This is a genomic window from Bacillus sp. MHSD_36, assembly GCF_030757775.1.
Classification (GTDB): Bacteria; Bacillota; Bacilli; order Bacillales; family Bacillaceae_G; genus Bacillus_A.
In genome coordinates, this window is the sequence record NZ_JAVBIS010000001.1 from 1,270,960 (window position 1) to 1,283,530 (window position 12,571).

Annotated in this window: 15 protein-coding genes; 5 read left to right on the forward strand and 10 right to left on the reverse strand. The window is 32.7% G+C overall.

Features of this window, described 5'->3' with window-relative positions; genetic code table 11:
• Nucleotides 1-57 precede the first annotated feature (57 nt).
• Nucleotides 58-1,164 carry a C45 family autoproteolytic acyltransferase/hydrolase gene (locus Q9B79_RS06730; protein ID WP_306183111.1) on the reverse strand — a complete coding sequence of 369 codons (1,107 nt, stop codon included), beginning with the start codon at nt 1,162-1,164 and terminating at the stop codon, nt 58-60.
• A 165-nt stretch (nt 1,165-1,329) separates the two neighbouring features.
• The gene (locus Q9B79_RS06735) at nt 1,330-2,373 is read right to left on the reverse strand and encodes an aspartate-semialdehyde dehydrogenase (RefSeq protein WP_306183112.1); all 1,044 of its coding nucleotides are present in this window, start codon (nt 2,371-2,373) and stop codon (nt 1,330-1,332) included.
• 129 nt (nt 2,374-2,502) lie between these two features.
• Between Q9B79_RS06735 and Q9B79_RS06740 the strand changes: the two genes are divergently transcribed.
• A complete protein-coding gene (locus tag Q9B79_RS06740) occupies nt 2,503-3,369 on the forward strand; it encodes a LysR family transcriptional regulator (RefSeq protein WP_306183113.1) in 867 nt (288 codons plus the stop codon).
• A gap of 59 nt (nt 3,370-3,428) precedes the next feature.
• On the opposite strand, the gene Q9B79_RS06745 is transcribed toward Q9B79_RS06740, so the two are convergent.
• On the reverse strand, nt 3,429-4,034 hold the full coding sequence (locus Q9B79_RS06745) for a PRK06770 family protein (protein WP_306183114.1): 606 nt from the start codon (nt 4,032-4,034) through the stop codon (nt 3,429-3,431).
• A 103-nt stretch (nt 4,035-4,137) separates the two neighbouring features.
• The gene (locus Q9B79_RS06750) at nt 4,138-4,911 is read right to left on the reverse strand and encodes an HAD family hydrolase (protein ID WP_306183115.1); all 774 of its coding nucleotides are present in this window, start codon (nt 4,909-4,911) and stop codon (nt 4,138-4,140) included.
• A gap of 316 nt (nt 4,912-5,227) precedes the next feature.
• Here Q9B79_RS06750 and Q9B79_RS06755 point away from each other — a divergent pair, with 316 nt between their 5' ends.
• On the forward strand, nt 5,228-6,010 hold the full coding sequence (locus tag Q9B79_RS06755) for an arginase family protein (protein WP_306183116.1): 783 nt from the start codon (nt 5,228-5,230) through the stop codon (nt 6,008-6,010).
• Nucleotides 6,011-6,044: 34 nt separating this feature from the next.
• Here Q9B79_RS06755 and Q9B79_RS06760 read toward each other — a convergent pair whose 3' ends face one another.
• Together Q9B79_RS06760 and Q9B79_RS06765 are read right to left on the reverse strand one after the other, a co-directional pair.
• Entirely contained in the window at nt 6,045-6,704 is a 660-nt protein-coding gene (locus Q9B79_RS06760; protein ID WP_306183117.1) for a nucleoside/nucleotide kinase family protein, read from the reverse strand.
• Between the two features lie 4 nt (nt 6,705-6,708).
• A complete protein-coding gene (locus tag Q9B79_RS06765; RefSeq protein WP_306183118.1) occupies nt 6,709-7,599 on the reverse strand; it encodes a CPBP family intramembrane glutamic endopeptidase in 891 nt (296 codons plus the stop codon).
• Nucleotides 7,600-7,970: 371 nt separating this feature from the next.
• Between Q9B79_RS06765 and cspD the strand changes: the two genes are divergently transcribed.
• Together cspD and Q9B79_RS06775 are read left to right on the forward strand one after the other, a co-directional pair.
• Nucleotides 7,971-8,174 carry a cold-shock protein CspD gene (cspD, locus tag Q9B79_RS06770; RefSeq protein WP_000176368.1) on the forward strand — a complete coding sequence of 68 codons (204 nt, stop codon included), beginning with the start codon at nt 7,971-7,973 and terminating at the stop codon, nt 8,172-8,174.
• 86 nt (nt 8,175-8,260) lie between these two features.
• Nucleotides 8,261-8,446, forward strand: coding sequence for a cold-shock protein (locus tag Q9B79_RS06775; protein WP_000286198.1), 186 nt, complete (start codon nt 8,261-8,263; stop codon nt 8,444-8,446).
• Nucleotides 8,447-8,484: 38 nt separating this feature from the next.
• On the opposite strand, the gene Q9B79_RS06780 is transcribed toward Q9B79_RS06775, so the two are convergent.
• Complete coding sequence (locus Q9B79_RS06780; RefSeq protein ID WP_306183119.1) at nt 8,485-9,036, reverse strand: GNAT family N-acetyltransferase; 552 nt, start codon at nt 9,034-9,036, stop codon at nt 8,485-8,487.
• Between the two features lie 329 nt (nt 9,037-9,365).
• Between Q9B79_RS06780 and Q9B79_RS06785 the strand changes: the two genes are divergently transcribed.
• Nucleotides 9,366-9,914 carry a hypothetical protein gene (locus tag Q9B79_RS06785; RefSeq protein WP_306183120.1) on the forward strand — a complete coding sequence of 183 codons (549 nt, stop codon included), beginning with the start codon at nt 9,366-9,368 and terminating at the stop codon, nt 9,912-9,914.
• Between the two features lie 51 nt (nt 9,915-9,965).
• Here the strand turns inward: Q9B79_RS06785 and Q9B79_RS06790 are convergent, their stop codons facing one another.
• From Q9B79_RS06790 to Q9B79_RS06800, 3 genes are all read right to left on the reverse strand, one after another.
• The gene (locus Q9B79_RS06790) at nt 9,966-11,366 is read right to left on the reverse strand and encodes a protoporphyrinogen oxidase (protein WP_306183121.1); all 1,401 of its coding nucleotides are present in this window, start codon (nt 11,364-11,366) and stop codon (nt 9,966-9,968) included.
• Between the two features lie 60 nt (nt 11,367-11,426).
• Nucleotides 11,427-12,155 carry an alpha/beta fold hydrolase gene (locus Q9B79_RS06795; protein WP_306183122.1) on the reverse strand — a complete coding sequence of 243 codons (729 nt, stop codon included), beginning with the start codon at nt 12,153-12,155 and terminating at the stop codon, nt 11,427-11,429.
• A gap of 114 nt (nt 12,156-12,269) precedes the next feature.
• Nucleotides 12,270-12,419, reverse strand: coding sequence for an aspartyl-phosphate phosphatase Spo0E family protein (locus Q9B79_RS06800; RefSeq protein ID WP_000424361.1), 150 nt, complete (start codon nt 12,417-12,419; stop codon nt 12,270-12,272).
• Nucleotides 12,420-12,571: the final 152 nt, after the last annotated feature.

Sequence of the window (12,571 nt, forward strand, 5' to 3'; positions counted from 1 at the left end):
CTCCCGTATATATATCCAACTATCGCCATTTTATCTCATCTATTCTTTTGGAATCAATTAATTACGCTCTTCTCTCCAAAAATCAGTATAAGTTTTATTTTCAAAGTTCACATTCACCTCAGAAAAAGGAAGACTCCCTCCAACCTCCAACGAGTACCAGTCATTTAAAAGTGGAGACCCGAAACAAATATTCATTGTGCATTCATGCAAATCAAATAATACGGCATGTAAAGTTCCAAACCATTCTTCATAATTATGCACCGTCAGCCCAGCAGGATATTCTTTTTGTACTAATGCTTTTAAAGACTCTATACTCACTTGTTCATTTCGATTTAAATGTTCATACAATGTGTGATATCGGTTTGTAGATTGTTCTAATCTTCTACTATTCAGTTTTTGAATAGGTAAACTAATTGCATGGTTTGTTGAGACGATAAAGTCTTGGCTTTCCTCATCAATTGAAGTTATTGATTTATACCCGTCAAATATTTCAATACGCGCTGCGTCTAATGGATCTGCTACTATTAGATTAATATTACTCGCAATCGGTATTTCTTCTATTAGTGACTTAGCCTCTTGCACATTTTTGCATTTCTCCAATAAAACTCGAATTACCGCAAAACATTGTAAACCACTTACTATTGGCTTTCGTAAACCTTCAATATTTCCTACTGGTTGACCACATGCTGAAAATGTAACAGCTAATCCATGCTCATTAACCCCTTCCGTTCGACCAAAATATTGAGTAGAAAAGCCACTATGTGCATACGCACCTTCAACATGAGTTGAACAAAAACGCATATCATCTATTTTTGGTGACAAATCATAATTTCTTAATACATATGTGTGGTTTGAATCTGTCTTTTTAGGTAATACCACACAATGACTACATCCTGCTTTTAATAATGTTTGATAATAATACATCATATTTTTAGCAGGAATTTTCAACACTTCACAAAAACCTTCAAGTTCTTCATTAATTCCAGAACAATATTGATTTAGTATATTTCTAGATTCTGTAAAACAGTTATGCGATATTAAGTTTTCTTTCTGTATAAATTGCGGAATAAGATAAGAATGTTGTTTCACAAATTCACCTTGTTGCTTACCGATTTCATAATGACTTCCTTTAAGCGATGAAAAATACCCCTTTACTTGATACATCTAATTCCCCCTTATTGAATTTATCCATATCGTACCAAATAAACTGTATTCATTCTTGATGTTTTTTGCTGTCTTTCAAATCAAATGTGGCTGAAATAAAGCGAACAGTTATAAAATAAAAACTAGGGAACTGTAATCTTTAACAGTTCCCTAGTTTCCTTAATACTAAATGATTCCTTCTTCCACCATCGTTTCTGCAATTTGCACCGAGTTCCACGCCGCACCTTTTAATAAATTATCGGAAACGATCCAAAGATGGAATCCGTTTAGTGTATCAGGATCTTTTCTAATTCTACCGACAAATGTATCTATTTTCCCTTCTGCATATAATGGCATTGGATACAGCTGTTCATTAGGATTATCTTGTAATATAACACCTGGTGCATCTCGCAGTACTTCTCTTATTTCTGCAACGGTCGCTTCTTTTTCAAGTTCAATATAAACCGATTCTGAATGCCCTGAAACAACTGGAACACGCACACAAGTAGCTGCCATTTTCAAGCTTTGGTCCTCCAAAATTTTCTTCGTTTCTTGAATCATTTTTACTTCTTCAAATGTAAAATCATTATCTGTAAATATATCTACTTGTGGCAATACATTAAACGCAATTGGATAGTGTTTTTTATCTTTTTTCGCGGGCAATATAGTACTCTCCACTTCTTCACCTGCAAGCATTGACTTAGCCTGTTTTTTTAATTCATGAATCGCGTGAATTCCTGACCCTGAAACAGCTTGATAAGTGGAAACGATAATTCGTTCTAAACCAAATGCTTTTCGTATTGGCTGAAGAGCTGTTACCATCTGTAATGCTGAACAATTCGGAACTGCTATTATACCTTTATGTTCCTTTAAAGTGTGCGCATTTACTTCCGGAACCACAAGCGGTACATCACGTGCCATTCGATATTCACTTGTGTTGTCAATTACGATGGCACCACTAGCGACTGCATGATTAACAAATTGCCTAGAAACTTCTCCTCCAGCACTAAAAAAGGCAATATCTACACCTTCAAAGCTAGTTGTTTTTGCCTCTTGTATTATTATCTCTCGTCCTTTAAATGGTACTATCTTACCAGCGGATCGTTTTGACGAAAGCAATGTAACTTCAACTATATTAAACTTTATTTCATTCTCTAACAGTTCAATAATTTTTTGCCCTACCGCACCTGTAGCCCCAACAACAGCTACATGATAGCCCTTTTTGATCATCTTTTCTCCTCCAATTTCACTTAAATGAATCTTTCTACAATTTTATTTTATAAAGAATTTAATCATTTGGAAAATTGAAATATGTGATATAATCATTCACAAATCATGATAATAAAAGAGGGATCGCTTATGGAAATGAGACATGTTAAAACTTTTTGTGCCATCGTTAAGTATGGTAATTTTTCTAAAGCTGCTCATGCGTTAGGTTATGCGCAATCTACTGTAACAGCGCATATGAAAGCATTAGAAAACGATTTACACCTCCCTCTTTTTGATCGATTAGGGAAAAAAGTACTTCTTACAAAAGCAGGTCATCAATTTCATCCTTATGCTTTAGAATTACTAGCTATTTATGAAAAAGCGCAAGAAATCCCTCAAAATGGTGATAATTTAGAGGGAACATTAACGATTACATCTAACGAATCATTAGCCGTGTACCGATTACCACAATTATTACGTATGTACAAACAGGAGAATCCGAAAGTAAATATCGTACTGGAAACAACTACAAACGAACAAGCAATGAATAAGCTACGTGAAGGAGAAACAGATGTTATTTTCATAATTGGAGAAAGTATGGAACATAATGATTTTATTACACGTACTTTTAGTAATGAAACATTTGGATGGATTTTACCTCCCCATTACTGTACACACTCTAACCCATTTTATTTATTAAAGGATACTCAGTTTATTTTTACCGAACAAAGCTGCGGTTATAGACCAATGGTAGATCGTTTTTTACGTCAAAGCGGGAACATTCCAGCTAAAACATTTGAAACTTCCAACGTTGAAGTTATTAAACAATCCGTTATGTGTGAGTTAGGAATTTCAATTCTTCCTTACATCGTTGTACAAGAAAGTTGTCAAAAAGAGCAACTCTATTTTCATCCTATTGAAACACCAGCAATTATTCAAAGCCATGTAATCTATCATAAATCTAGATGGATTTCACCCGTTTTACAATCGTTTCTTTCCTTACTAGAGAAAAACTAAAAAGTGCACACAAAAAAGAGTAACTGCCTAAAAAGCAATTACTCTCCTCCAATATTGTCTTATTTATTAGTCTGTCCCCCGCCTGCAATTAATTTACTCCCTGAATATGTACCTTTTTGCATAAACAATTGATTGATTAATTCTTTTTGTTCCGCTTCTGACAGTACTCCTTTCCCTTCGCCTAAATTCCCGCTTTGTAATTTCCAAATCTTATTGTGATCCGCGTCCATCTTTTCATATTTCCCTTGTTTCCATCTCTCTAAAATGTCCGCATATGTATTTCCTTGTACTAGATCATTACTCTTTACAATATCAAGTAAGCTTTCAATACGTTCTTGTGTGATAAAAATATAACCCCACTTTTGATCAGCTTTCGTTTTTTGATGTGCCATTTCATGTAAAGCTGTCTGTATGTTCTCATCTGTCCACTTGAAATTTTTATTAAAGCCGCTATTTGGTAATGAATGATTGCCATTTTCTAAAAGCTTTGCATCTTCAGCTTTTACATTGCTATCAGCTAGTACTTCTGCAGCCGGCGCGGCTGGTGATACCTTTTTCGCAGCTGGTTTACTATTATTCAAATAATACAGCATACCATATGTTACACCTACGCCAATTACCGCCATACCAGCTATAATACCTATTATTTTAAATAATGTTTTCATCTTGCTTGTTTCCTCCCACATGCCCCATTCATAATAATCTGTTTATCAAAAACAGATATAGCATCTCTTTTTTTCACAACCTACAGTAATTTATTTTTTCATACTATTTTACATAAACATAACTTTCACTTTCTAAAAATATAGCAACTCCATCCTCATCATTACTTTTAGCAATAAATTTAGCGACTGCCTTTAATTCCTCAACAGCGTTGCTCATCGCTACACCAACCCCACACTTCTCTATCATTTCCATATCATTGTAGTCATCTCCAAAGGCAATTACTTCAGAGACGTCTCGATTTAAGTGCTGTAGAACATATTGAATACTATTCCATTTTGAAACATCTGCATGCATAATTTGGCACAATGTTCCGTCGTCTGTAATGACTGCCTTGCATTCATCAGGCAATTCTTTAATGAATTCCTTGTTTATTGGACCTTTAGTACAAATAATTGCTTTAGAGGCTTTTTCAAAGTCTAAATCTCTTACACCCATAATTTCACACGGTACATTACCGAAATAATCAGTAACATCAAAATTTGAATACAACTTATCACCTATTTCAAGACAAATCTCATGAAGATGATACTTTTTTGCTATTTCTATAATTTCTAAAATGTTATTTTTAGAAATCTTCATTTCATATAAAATATCATTACCTTTAAGAACTAAAGCCCCGTTATAACAAATTATAATCTCACTCTTTAACACGTTGGGGATATACTGTTTTATAGCTCTTGGCGGCCTTGCTGTAGCAAAAATCAATTCGTCTCCATTATTTTTGCATGCCCTTAAAATATTTATAGATTTCTCTGAAATTGTTTTATCACTTCTTAATAAAGTCCCATCAAGATCTGAAATAATAATCTTTTTCATACCTACGTTAATTCCCCTTTCACAAATAATAACTTAAAAAATTAATTATTCGTTGAATTAACTGAGCCTTTGCAGGTAGTTAATCTTTACCTACTTTTTTCTCAATTCCATTTCAATTCTCATTTGCATTTCTTAAATAGTCTCTATTTCCTCTACCACATATATATTTCCTCATATTATATTTCTTTTCTTTATAAATTGAAAGATTATTCTGTAAAAATACCCCATCTTTTTCAAATACAAATCCACCTCTAAGCATTTCATTTTAAATTGATAAAAATATATGCTAGCCTACATATAAAGGAGATGAATAAATATGAGTTTATTGTATAGCGGTTTAACTTTTTTAAACTTTGATGATACATATTTATTACAAAATAAACTTCATTCTTATTCACATGAAGATATTGATTTTAGTCATTTAGAGCACGCAAACCTGTATTGCGAGCCTCCTTCTTTAATGCGGATAAAACAGGAGTTAAACCGTAGAAAGCAAAAAGGAGTCACTTTTATCGGTTCTGGAAATTATCATTATGTATCTTATTTACTACTAAAAGAAATAGTTGAGCCATTTACCCTTATTTTATTTGATCATCACACTGACATGAACTTAAAAGAAGAAAATGAACATACTCTTATTTCTTGCGGGTCATGGGTATCGTTCGCTCTTCAAAATAACCCGAAATTAAAGAAAGTAATTATGATTGGACCTTCTTCTTTAACAATTCATTCCAATGATTATTCATGTGTAGAAGTGTTCCCAATAGATACGTCAAACGAAGTATCTACACATACAATACTTTCGCATATTCATACAAACACTATATATGTAAGCATCGATAAAGATGTTTTAGACTCAAAAGTAACTATTACGAATTGGGATCAAGGGCAAATGAAACTCTCTACACTTTTAAAATGCATTCATTCTCTTATTAAGAATAAAAATGTCTATGGTATCGATATTTGTGGGGAACTACCCGTTTATCCTTCTCAGCTCTTTCTAACTAAATATACAAATGCTATTCATAAAAATGAACAGGCAAACTTACAAATTTTAAAAACAATTTATGAAACGCACTCACATATTCAATATGCATAAAAAGAACGAGTCCTCTATAGGGGACTCGTTCTTTTTATGCATGCTTTTCTTTTAACCACTTCGTAATAGCATCTAACCTCGAAACATCAAAACGTCTCTCTTCACACACTTTTATACTGTTTAAACTTTTCACAATTTCTAATTCATTCGATTTTACACTTTTCGCGTCAATCATTTTGCAGTATCCGTCTGTAACGGTATTTAAATTTTCATAATAACGTTGAAACGATTTTGATATATGTAAATGTTTTTCAAAGTTTCTTCTTCTTTTTGTCTCGTCAGATTCTTTCCGTTTTCTCAGTTCTTCATCATTTGTATATAAATAAAAATATTGATCGGGAAAACCAATTTCCTTATTGATCAGCTTTTCTTTATAAAAGTTTTCTATTAAAGATAATGGCTGATCAAATATATCAAAATGGAAACACCAATTATAACTAAGCGGCTGATAAATATCGCCATCAAGTATTACTAATTCATATTGCTCTGACTTCTGTACTGCTATTTTCCAGCGCTCTACTTGTTTTTCCAAATACCATGTTCTATTTTCGTTTTTTGGTCTTTCAAATAATACATTCACTTCAGGTATAATGTACGCACCATATTTTTTTTCTAACTCACGACACGTGGTACTTTTACCAACCGCACTCGCTCCCTCAAACGCTATAATCCCCATAATTTCTCCCACCTTCATTAAGTTAATCTCTTTGCTTCACTTTTCTCCCCCATAACTGTCTCCATAAAACAATGGAAGCAATCGAAAGCAATACTGTCGTTATGATACTCCCCTCAATTCCGAACGAACCTCCATGAAGGAATTCCGATCCGTTTGTGACAGGTTTAAAAAGTGGTGTAGAATACATTGCCATTCCACTTACTGCAAAACCATAAATATTGAATTGTGCCCAATTCCACAACGAATGCCATGCGCATATTCCCCAGAGACTACTGTCCTTCAAAACGTAAAAAGCTGCAAATACACCAACTAATATTATATTCGATATTGAAAGAATTGTAATACCTGGATTTAGTAAATGTAGAAAGCCAAATAAAAAAGAAGTAACAACAACCCCAATCCATATACGACTTCTAACGGAAAGGACTGGAAATAACCAGCCTCGAACAACGATTTCTTCTGTTGCACCTTGTATTAAAAAAGCAACTAAAGATCCTGCAATTCCAAGTATGGCAGTCGGTGTAATTCTTTGCATTTCTAGTTGTACATTTCCTGTTATTAAAAGTAGCAAGACTGGTATTGAAATGAAAACAAAACCTAATAATGCACCTCTCAAATATTTTCTAATCCACTCGTTTCTCCAAAAGCCAATGGATGAAACTGATCTTTTCTCTACCAATCTAATCCATAAAAAAACAAAAAATATAGCCCCGCCAAATGTCAATATCATCTCAATATCACTATAAATTGCCTTCATTAAGCCCGTCTTTGCTTCCGGTAAAAACAGCATAAACAACATGAACAATTCACCTAAAGTTAAAAATACAATTGCAAGTATAACAGCGAATATGGGATGAACCTTTCTTCTTCCTTCTTTAGCTGCTTCAATTATTTTAAATTGAGTGAATTGCAATATTCTCGCCTCCTTAAAAAATATATCAATACTATATATTGTTTTCCTAATACAAATTCCTAATAAAAATGTTCTCTGTTTAGCATAAAACCAAATTAGGCATAATATATAAATAAAAGAGATGACTTTGTGCGTTTTACTATTATCACCAAGATTATTCACTGGTATTACCAGCACTTGCTATTTCCCACCATTTGTTGTAAGATAGTAATTAAGGTCAATTTAACAATATATTTTCTTTGCATATTATCAAGTATCAATTAGGAACATTTTATACTCCTTATGGGTTTTTGATAATATGTGAACTTTTATTTTTCAATCAAATAAGGCCGATCATATTGTAATCTTTTTAAATTTTAGGAGGCATTACCATGACATTAACAGGTAAAGTAAAATGGTTTAACAGCGAAAAAGGTTTCGGTTTCATCGAAGTTGAAGGCGGTAACGACGTATTCGTTCACTTCTCAGCTATCACTGGCGACGGCTTCAAATCTCTTGACGAAGGTCAAGAAGTTAGCTTCGAAGTTGAAGACGGTAACCGTGGACCTCAAGCTAAAAACGTTGTAAAGCTATAATTTAAACAATAAAAAGGTTGTTACCAGCACGGTTAACAACCTTTTTAATATATAACTAAAATTTTTTACATAAAAGGAGTGGTTACATGTATCGCAATCGAAAGAACGATGTAGCAGAAGTACCACCAGAACAAACCCCTGTTTGGGAATGTGAAGCAGAGGATTGTTTAGGATGGATGAGAAAGAACTTTTCATTTGAAGAAGAGCCTAAATGCCCTTTATGTAAAAGTAGCATGAAAAGCGGAGAACGTTTATTACCTAAATTAGGTTAATTTTTACTTAACCCCCCTTTTATAAGAGGGGTTTTTTGTTATACATTTATATCCTCTACATCCGTTCGAACTATAGAATACAACAGTGCATCATGTTGCTTATTTCCTTGATGAATATATCCACGTAATAATCCTTCCTTATGAAAGCCTATTTTAGATAACATTTTACAAGAAGTAACATTTTCAGGGTATGTAATAGCTCCAATTCTAAATAAGCCTAAATCTTGAAATCCATAATGAATAATTTCCCCGGCCGCTTCTGACGCATAACCATTCCCCCAATAATGAGGATGTAAATCATATCCAATTTCAGATCGTTTACTCCATAGTTGTAAATTATTTAACCCAATTGTACCTACTAAAGTATTTGTTTCTTTTAATACAATCCCCCATCGTATCGCCTTTTTCTCGAAATAATTTTTTGAAAAAGATTCAATCATACGTGAAGCTTGTCCAAACTCCGTAAAAGAATTCATACCGTAATAACATGTTACCTCATCCAATGAAAAGATTTCATATATTTTTTGACAATAAGATTGTTCTATTTCAACTAAACGCAAACGTTCAGTTTCTAATATAGGAAATGCCATAGAATCATTCCTTTCTTTCTACTCATTCATTATAGCAGAAAAAATATTTTAAATTTGGAAAGTCCTTAATGTCCCATTAATCAAATATTTCAAGAGAAGATTATTCTCTTAATTCAATACGAACTAAGAGTAACCCTTCATGCTTTTATATGATCATCTCTTTATTCTCTAGTTTTAAAATTAATTGTATTATTTCCATCACTCCGCTCCTAATGATATGTCTTATAAATTCGATTCCTTGCTCACTTTTCCCTTCTAAAACAACACCCTAACCCATACATTTATGGTAAAATATAGTTATAACTTTATTGCGGAGGTGTAAATTTCCTATGTATATATTCATAGGCTTATCACTCTTGCTCATATTACTCATATTTTTATTCGCAAAAAAATTCGTCCCCAACTCATTCATGATGACTAGTTTTAAAGGTAATAGCTTTAAAACATTTTCAATCAGCATTTTAATCGCCGCCACTCTTTCACTTTCCTACGGAATCTATCACGCAGCAACATATCAACCTAAACATTTAGATATCAAAGTTCAAAATCAAAACTTTACTGTTTTCGGTAATATTGGAGAACTTGGATATTTCTCAGAAGAGTTACTAAAAAAAGATACAGCAGTTGAACTACATTTTGCCTCTTGGGAACAAATGCAATTAAATAATCCCGAAATAATAGTAAACTATCCTTCAGGTAAACAAGAATCATGGAAACCGAACATAGCATTGCTTCCTGCTAATACATTAAAAGAGAAACACGGTATAAAAGAACTTTATCAACTCTCATCCTATTCATTTAAAGAGTCCGGAAATATAACATTAACGATTACTGAGAATAATAAAACTAATAAAAAAATCTCCATTCAAGTGAAATAAATAAAATGTCCCTCCAATATACTGAAGGGACATTTTATTTATATATGTATTCTATTTTGATGGTTCCTTTAATGTTGCAATTATTTCATTTGCAGTGTTCTTTCCATTTCCAATACATGCACCAATTCCGACACCGTAATATGAAGCGCCAGCTAAGTATACATTCGAATAAAGATCCGTCATTTTTTCTTGTAATGTTTGAACCGCTTGGTTATGTTCTAAATGATATTTCGGCATTAAATCTTTCCAATTTGTAACTTCAACTACTTCTGGTTCACCTTTAATTCCGAGACTCTTTTCGATATCATATAAAGCGACTTGTACTAATTCTTCTTCACTATAATTTTTAATCGTTTCATATACTGGATTGGTACTCTTATAAAACATTCGTACTAATAGCTTTTGTTTTCCAGATGTATGTTTCCATTTCCTGCTTGTCCATGTACAAGCATCACAATGTAAATCACTATTTTCCGTTACGATAAATCCTGTGCCGTCCGCCGGTAATTGTTCATCTAGTATGTCAAATCCTAAGTAAATACTTATAAGAGATGAGTTTTTAAATGTATGAAACTGCTCGTTTAATTCATTACACTGTAATAAAGATTCTGCGATATCATGCGGAGCTGCCAAAACAACATAATCAGCTTGGATCGATTCATGATTTGCAAAGGAAATTTCATAGTGATCACCTTGTTTTTTTACAGCTGTCGTTATAGCACCTTTCTTAACAACTGTGTCAGTCAGTACTTCTTCTAAACGATTAATAATCGTAGATAGTCCACCTTTAAATGATACGAACTTTTTGTTTCCCGCTGATTGAAACTGTTTTTTATTCTCTTCAAAACCTTTAATAATACTTCCATATTTATTTTTATAATCCAGTAAATACGGTAATGTCGATGCCATAGTAAGTTCATTCAATTTACCAGAATATACACCTGAAAGCACCGGAGCAATTTGTCGTTCCACTAATTCTTTCCCTAAAAAGCTTTCTAAAAATACAGCAAGTGAAGTATCTTTTGTAAATTCTTTATTTTTCGTTATGAAATCTTTTAAAGCAACAATTTTCCCTTTCGTTGATACTAACGTACTGTTAAACAATGATCGGGCACTCATCGGTATCCCAAATATAGTATCAGAAGGGATTGGATGTAAAATATTATCAGAATATATGTAAGAAATACCCGTTTCGTTATATACCATTTCTTCTTCTAAATTTAAATCTTTTACAAGCGGCATAACATGTTCATTACGAGCAACGATAGAATCCGCTCCTGATTCCATAATAAAATCCTTTTTTTCTACACTATGGATTTTACCACCTAAGTACTCTTCTTTTTCTACAAGGATTAAATTTAAATCGATATTATTATCCTTTTTTAATTTTTCTAAATAAAACATAGTAGAAAGTCCCGTTATACCTCCACCGATAACAACAACTGTTTTCATATGTGCTGTGCTCCTAACCGATACAATTAATAATTCCTTTCTTATTATACCCAAAAGTCATTATATTCGACTAGCAACTTGCGCATTCTGTAAGAAATTAGACAATATATTCGAATAGATTTCTGGTTGATCATTATGTACTAAATGACCCGCAAACGGAATAACAGCAATATGAATATTGTCATTTAATTGTTTGAACGTTGTAGCAGCTACAACTTCATCTTCTGAATCTCCCCCAGCAATACAAAGTGTAGGTACTTGAAGATTAGCAACATCACCAGTTTCGTCGAATGGGTACCAATCTTTAACTTGCCACGATTCAAGCAATGCTCTCCAATCACTATTTTCATGAATTTGATTCATATACGTTACTACTTCTTCATTTTCCATCAATTGCTGATGACACTTCGCTTCATACTCCTGAGACTCCTCCCAATTTTCTCTCTTAACTGGAAAGATACCTGAAACAGTTAATGTTCTCACTCTATCTGGATAGTTTTTTGCAAATAGTAAAGCGATTAATCCTCCCAGTGAAACACCAGCTATATGACATTTATCAATTTGTAAATGCATTAACGTACCATGTAAATCCTTTACGGAACTTAGAAAATAATTCTCCAATGTCCCACCTGACTTTCCATGCCCTCTTAAATCAGGACGAATGACTTGATAATTTTTTTCTCGAAAAAATGCTACCTGCTCTTCATATTCTACTAAACCTGTCATACCACCAGAATGTAACAGTACGATTGGTTCCCCTTCGCCTGAAATGTACGTATGTAATATCATGTATCCCCCTCCCCTAAAACAGAATATTCTATCTATTATTAGTATATAGAATATACATTTGAATTTCCAAATAAAAAAGAACTATAACATTTTAACATCATGTCATAGTTCTTCTTATTTTAAAAACATAAAGTAATTAATTAATTTGTCTATTTCTTGACTTAATGCCAATACTTTTTCATGTTGAATTCCATAATCCGATACTAAATATAAAAGTTCTTCTTTCTTTATTTCAATTACTTTTTCCAATTTCACTAATTCCATGTCGTTTTACTTCTCTCTCTCCAATACTAAAATGTATGTATTTTAGTATAGCCTATTTACAGAATTAGTAAAAGTAAAATACGTATGTAAAATCTTACAAATATAAAAATAATATACTATTAACAAAAACTTTAAACCCCTTTTTATAATTC

Bases quoted from the DNA above. Each gene is read 5' to 3' on its own strand.
- Q9B79_RS06745 (WP_306183114.1), bottom strand. From the start codon at position 4,034: ATGAAAACATTATTTAAAATAATAGGTATTATAGCTGGTATGGCGGTA.
- Q9B79_RS06755 (WP_306183116.1), top strand. From the start codon at position 5,228: ATGAGTTTATTGTATAGCGGTTTAACTTTTTTAAACTTTGATGATACA.
- cspD (WP_000176368.1), top strand. From the start codon at position 7,971: ATGACATTAACAGGTAAAGTAAAATGGTTTAACAGCGAAAAAGGTTTC.
- Q9B79_RS06795 (WP_306183122.1), bottom strand. From the start codon at position 12,155: ATGATATTACATACGTACATTTCAGGCGAAGGGGAACCAATCGTACTG.
- Q9B79_RS06740 (WP_306183113.1), top strand. From the start codon at position 2,503: ATGGAAATGAGACATGTTAAAACTTTTTGTGCCATCGTTAAGTATGGT.
- Q9B79_RS06790 (WP_306183121.1), bottom strand. From the start codon at position 11,366: ATGAAAACAGTTGTTGTTATCGGTGGAGGTATAACGGGACTTTCTACT.
- Q9B79_RS06730 (WP_306183111.1), bottom strand. From the start codon at position 1,164: ATGTATCAAGTAAAGGGGTATTTTTCATCGCTTAAAGGAAGTCATTAT.
- Q9B79_RS06775 (WP_000286198.1), top strand. From the start codon at position 8,261: ATGTATCGCAATCGAAAGAACGATGTAGCAGAAGTACCACCAGAACAA.
- Q9B79_RS06750 (WP_306183115.1), bottom strand. From the start codon at position 4,911: ATGAAAAAGATTATTATTTCAGATCTTGATGGGACTTTATTAAGAAGT.
- Q9B79_RS06735 (WP_306183112.1), bottom strand. From the start codon at position 2,373: ATGATCAAAAAGGGCTATCATGTAGCTGTTGTTGGGGCTACAGGTGCG.
- Q9B79_RS06800 (WP_000424361.1), bottom strand. From the start codon at position 12,419: ATGGAATTAGTGAAATTGGAAAAAGTAATTGAAATAAAGAAAGAAGAA.
- Q9B79_RS06760 (WP_306183117.1), bottom strand. From the start codon at position 6,704: ATGAAGGTGGGAGAAATTATGGGGATTATAGCGTTTGAGGGAGCGAGT.
- Q9B79_RS06785 (WP_306183120.1), top strand. From the start codon at position 9,366: ATGTATATATTCATAGGCTTATCACTCTTGCTCATATTACTCATATTT.
- Q9B79_RS06780 (WP_306183119.1), bottom strand. From the start codon at position 9,036: ATGGCATTTCCTATATTAGAAACTGAACGTTTGCGTTTAGTTGAAATA.